This window comes from Piscibacillus sp. B03 (genome assembly GCF_052246295.1).
GTDB lineage: Bacteria > Bacillota > Bacilli > Bacillales > Alkalibacillaceae > Piscibacillus.
Genome location: NZ_JBQQCO010000045.1, coordinates 1 through 5,355, shown reverse-complemented (window position 1 = coordinate 5,355; position 5,355 = coordinate 1). Strand labels below are relative to the sequence as shown.

At 34.8% G+C, this 5,355-nt stretch carries 4 protein-coding genes and 1 rRNA gene; 4 read left to right on the top strand and 1 reads right to left on the bottom strand.

The genetic code is table 11. The annotated features are described in order from the left end of the window. Window positions 1-9 precede the first annotated feature (9 nt). The 3 genes from rrf (at window position 10) to rlmD (ending at window position 1,941) form a co-directional block, all read left to right on the top strand. Window positions 10-125: ribosomal RNA gene (rrf, locus tag ACTWQB_RS16440) — 5S ribosomal RNA — on the top strand. 171 nt (window positions 126-296) lie between these two features. After that, a complete protein-coding gene (locus ACTWQB_RS16435; protein ID WP_443140247.1) occupies window positions 297-437 on the top strand; it encodes a hypothetical protein in 141 nt (46 codons plus the stop codon). Window positions 438-552: 115 nt separating this feature from the next. Beyond that, complete coding sequence (gene rlmD / locus ACTWQB_RS16430) at window positions 553-1,941, top strand: 23S rRNA (uracil(1939)-C(5))-methyltransferase RlmD (protein ID WP_443140246.1); 1,389 nt, start codon at window positions 553-555, stop codon at window positions 1,939-1,941. A gap of 5 nt (window positions 1,942-1,946) precedes the next feature. Here the strand turns inward: rlmD and ACTWQB_RS16425 are convergent, their stop codons facing one another. Further along, window positions 1,947-3,431, bottom strand: coding sequence for a recombinase family protein (locus ACTWQB_RS16425; RefSeq protein WP_443140245.1), 1,485 nt, complete (start codon window positions 3,429-3,431; stop codon window positions 1,947-1,949). 259 nt (window positions 3,432-3,690) lie between these two features. Between ACTWQB_RS16425 and ACTWQB_RS16420 the strand changes: the two genes are divergently transcribed. Next, on the top strand, window positions 3,691-4,854 hold the full coding sequence (locus ACTWQB_RS16420) for a restriction endonuclease (RefSeq protein WP_443140244.1): 1,164 nt from the start codon (window positions 3,691-3,693) through the stop codon (window positions 4,852-4,854). Window positions 4,855-5,355: the final 501 nt, after the last annotated feature.

Below are 5,355 nucleotides of genomic sequence, written 5' to 3'. Positions count from 1 at the left end.
ACTACATAGTCCGGTGGCGATAGCAGAGAGGTCACACCTGTTCCCATGCCGAACACAGAAGTTAAGCTCTCTAGCGCCGATGGTAATTGGGGTGTTTCCCCTGTGAGAGTAGGACGCTGCCGGGCAACGCTAAAGCTACTAGATATAATCTAGTAGCTTTTATTTATGCATTAATATAGTGGAAATATAATGATTGTGATCAATAGAAGCTCCATTAATGACAAGGAAATTCTTAAAATGTCGATAGAAATGCTCTAAAAGTACATAGAGAAATAAGAAATATCGATAAGGATTGCTTGATTGTCGATAGAGAAGTTCAAAATGTAGATAGGGAAGCAAGGTTTGTCGATAGAGACACTCTGAATGTAGATAGAGAAATGAACATTGTTAGTAGAGTGTGCTCAAATGTCGATAGAAAAGCTCAAAGTATAAAATAGGAAGCTTTTGCGCACGCGCAAAAGCATCATTTTAATATCATCTTGAGATAAAATGTGGTATTTTCTATATGGATGATTGGAAAAGCTATAGGTGTAACGTTAGGAGGATTTACATATGTCCGATGAAAATAGAGAAGAGTATCAGGCTAAAATCGAAAGCTTGGACAGGAGAGGTTCTGGTCAAGCCGTTGTTTGGCGTGAAAATGATAAAGGAAATCCAAAGAAGCTAAAATTAGTCGTTCCACAAACAATTCCTGGTGAAGAGGTGATTGTGGATGCATTATACCCAACAAAAAAGTGGAGTAAGACGGAACTAAAAGAGGTTGTTGATGCAAGTCCTAAACGTACAATTGCACCATGCCCTCACTTTGATATTTGTGGGGGGTGCGTGTGGCAACATTGGGAGTACTCAGGTCAATTAAAACATAAAACAGAGTATGTCAAGAACGCAATTGAGAGCCAAGGTTTTGACCCTGAATTGGTGAAGCCTACGATTGGTATGGAACGTCCTTGGGATTATCGTAATAAAATGGAGTTCACCTTCTCACCGGAAGGTAACATGGGAATGCATGAGCAAGGTAATTTCAAAAATGTGTTTGACCTTGAGACTTGTTTAATCGCAAGTGATGATATGGTCAAAGCATCTCTTGAAGTATCTAAATGGGCAAAAGACCATGACCTTAAAGGGTATGAGAAAGAAGAGCACACTGGTTTACTAAGGCACCTAATGGTACGTCAGTCCTTTACAACAGGTGAAATTATGCTCGCTTTGATCGCGACACAGCCACCAAGCGGGGAACTTGAAGAAGCAGTGAATGATTTAGTCAACCGTATTAGCCAATACTCAAAAGTCAAAAGTTTAATGTGGTTAGAGAACACACTTTGGGCAGATCGAGTTGATGCTGAAGCGATTCACGTATTAGCAGGTCGTGACTACATCTATGATGAAATCTATGGCTATCGTTATCGTTTATGGTACGATACATTCTTCCAAACCAACCCGACACAAGCTAAAAAGTTAATAGACATTGCACTAGAAGTAGGTCAACCAAAAGAACACGAGACCATGATTGATTTATTTTGCGGCGTTGGGACGTTCTCATTACCATTTGCGAACAGAGTGAAGAAGCTAGCGGGAGTTGAAATCGTCGAAAGTTCGATTGAATCGGCGAAGCGTAATGCAGAAGAGAACGGAATTCATAACACGTACTTCTTAGCACAAGATGCACGACGAGGTATCGATCATGTTCTTGAAAAATTTGGTCAGCCAGACATCTTATTGTTAGACCCACCACGTTCAGGTGCAGGTGGAAAAGTTATGCGCCGAATCGGCCGTTCAAAACCAAAACGAATTGTCTACGTGTCATGTAATCCGAGCTCTTTTGCAGTAGACGTAGCAGAGCTAAAACAATTTAATTACGAACTAAAATCAGTTCAGCCAGTTGACCTGTTCCCACATACGGTACATGTGGAGTGTGTGTCACAGATAGAACTTAAGGAATAAGTTTCCTATTCGTTCAGTAGAGCATATCGGTAAGTGATGTGAGGTTTACTATCTTTATCCACTTCTATTCGTTCTACAAAGTAATGAAGAAGCTTATTTGTAACTTCAGTTAGAGGTTCAAACATTTTCAATGTGTTTAGCAAATCATTTAGTTCATTAAGAGACTGCTTATTAAGGAGTGAGATATCTATCTCACTCTTTTTTAATTTCAACTTGTTTAACTTTACTTGCAAGTCATCCATAATTTCTCTGTATTCTCCGCTGGTAATTATTTCATCAGACAACAATTGAATATAGTGCTTTCGCTTGGAAGTAATATCATTAATTTGTTTGTTTAGTTTCTTTAATACACTGTTGTCCTTATCTTCTTTAGCTTTAAGCTTGTTTTTTAAGCCATCTAAAAATTCTTCATCATTTAAATTTAGTTGAATTTGTTTAATATCATTTAATACAATATCTTTTAGTCGTTCTTCCTTGATTGGTCTTCCTGTGCAGGCAATTAATCCGTGTTTTGCATAAGAACCGCAGATATATCCTTGAACAGTCTGTCTATACCACATTCCATTTTTACAATCTGAACAAAAAAGTACATTAGTAAACAAATGGTGTTTGGCTTGCGTTTGAGATTTTTTTCTACTCGCCATTAAGCGTTGAGCTGCTTCAAAGTCTTCTCGATTAATAATTTTTGGGTGTGAATTTTTAACAATTACTTGCTCTTCTTTCGGAACTTCTTTCCTATATTCATTAGTTACACTAATGGAGGTTTGCCGATGTTGAACTAAATCACCAATGTAATTAGGGTTTGATAATATTTTTTGTATTGTACTGCCGTGCCAGAATTCACTTGCATTCTTCTTACCAGCTCGTTTTGAAGGAGTCACTATATTTCTTTTAGATAACTTTCTTGCAATAGCATCGAACCCAACACCTTCAAGGTACCAATCATAAATTTGCCTTACGATTTCTTCTGTTCCATCTTTAGCTAGTTGAAGTTTTTTATCTACAACCTTATAACCGAATGGAGCTATCGAACCTAAAAATTCACCTTTTCTTGCTTTTGTACTTTTTGCTAATTTAATTCGTTCAGAAATTCGAGAGGATTCTTCTTCGTACATCCATGCGTATAGACCAAACATATGGTTGTTGCTATTACTGTCAATCGTGTTAATTGCTCCATCAAATGTAATTATTCCTATGTTGTGCTTTTCAGTAATTTCTTTAATTTCATAAGATAATTTACCATTTCGAGCTAATCGAGACAGTTCCTTTGCTAAAATGACATCAAACTCACCTTTCTTAGCATCTTCAATCATCCGTATAAAGTTTTTGCGTTTCCTTTCTTTAGTTCCTGATTCCACGTCTACATAAAATTCGTAAATATCCCATCCTCTCTCTGCAATAATATTGTAAAAGTATCTCTGTTGGTTAATCAGCGAAGTTTCTTGTTCCTTCTTGTCTGTGGAGACTCTAACGTAAACTGCACATTTCATTGTCATCCCAACTCCTTAGATAAATTTGTTGAGATGTAGTGGTGTTTAACAAGTATTTTACCCAACATTGTAATGTTAAATAATTTACTATATATAATCATCTCCATGTGATGTAATACATATGTGCTTTCAACTCTTGTTACATAATATGTTAATATTAGAGTAATTAGTTAATATTCAAATTATTCTAAACACATATTTGGAACCCTTGGTGTATTTCATAGAGAGTTAATCTGTGGGTTAAAGGAGAGAAAATGATATGGATGGCTACATCTTTGAAGAATTAGTTAATACATTATTTCAAAAGATGGGATTTGAAACTGAGCTAACAAATAAATCTGGTGATGGTGGAGTAGATATTATAGCCAGATATAATAAACCGATTTTTCGAGGTAAGTACTTAATTCAATGTAAGTACTGGGAGAACCAAGTGGGCGAACCTCCAATAAGAGATTTATATGGTGTTTGTTTAAGTGACCAAGCGAACAAAGGTATTTTAGTCACCAACTCGGGATTCACGGATAGTGCCTTATCGTTTTCTGAGGGTAAAAATATTGAGCTGATTGATGGAGATACATTACAAAAGCTAATGAAAGAATATGATGTCAGTAGAGACATCAATAGCAACCCGAACAAAAGTACACATTTTACCATTCAGGAAAACTTTGAGTTAGATAAGTATCGTTACTTAGTAAAGAGGATAGAAAATGAGAGAAGAGAAGCCAACCATTATATTAAACTACGGGAATTCTTCTTCGAGAACCTCTTAAAGAAGGACTGGGACATATTAAGAAACGGATTATTAGATGAGTTCATTGCTTTAAACGAAGAATACATAAAAAGGTTCTGTAAGAATACCAAGGTAGGAACAGAGGAAAAGAAAGCTCTCAACTATTTAAATGCCATGCTATATTTATATAAGGGTGAACTATTTAAGTCAGTAGAAATGATTAGCGATTTGAATTTATTAAAGAAAATACACCCTTTTGCTCTCATGCCCCATTGGTATTATTTTGACGGAACATTTAGGAATGATATTCGTAATCCTATAATACTCTCTTATTTGTTAATTATATTCAGAGCTTTTGAATTCAATGATGGTATAAAACTGATTCAAGAAAAGATAGATGAAGGTTTTGATGAGATATTAAGAAAGATGAGCACTGGACTTTCATTTTTCCCTTATTATGATGAAAACAAAGAATTATTTTCAAATTTTATAGAGGACATTCTTAACAGCCAATTTGAAGATATATTTATTCCCACAGATTATGAAGCTGGTAAGATTTTAAAATATTATGGGTATGAATTTTCTTGGGATGAAGGAGTAACTTTTAATGTGAATGAGCTAATAGATAACATGTGGGATAGGGAAAAAATAAAAGAATCCTTAAATGATATCAAGGTAGTCTTATCTTTGTAGTTATTAAGATTTTTGAGAGTTAACATTTGTTAATTGACTAATAATGAGTTACAAATTAGCTACTTAATTTATAAGTTAGAGGAAGGATTATAATGAAGGCTTCCCTTTTATTTATCAAGCAACTGGAAAAACTTTATCAAGAATATGAGCAGGATGTAAAAGGTAAAGGGTTAGAGAAAAGTACTGAAAGGAGCAAATTCATTTTTATAAATAGTTATTACATAACGTTGTAGAGAAAATTTGAAAATATAGGTGGTATTAAATATTTAATTAGATTACTTATATTGTGAAAGGGAGAGTTCATTGAGTAAAGCACAATTTAAATATTTAGATAATAAGGAAAAAGAAATACTAGATAAAATAACTAAAAGAATAGGGAGTGTCAATAATTTTGTGTAAATGACACTAAACCCTTTTGTAAGAATTAAGCTAGTTATTTATTATAAACGACCTTGCAGGTCGGACTGTGACTTTCTTCTTCAGTTACTAACCCCATAGCTG

Bases quoted from the DNA above. Each gene is read 5' to 3' on its own strand.
- rlmD (WP_443140246.1), top strand. From the start codon at position 553: ATGTCCGATGAAAATAGAGAAGAGTATCAGGCTAAAATCGAAAGCTTG.
- ACTWQB_RS16425 (WP_443140245.1), bottom strand. From the start codon at position 3,431: ATGAAATGTGCAGTTTACGTTAGAGTCTCCACAGACAAGAAGGAACAA.
- ACTWQB_RS16420 (WP_443140244.1), top strand. From the start codon at position 3,691: ATGGATGGCTACATCTTTGAAGAATTAGTTAATACATTATTTCAAAAG.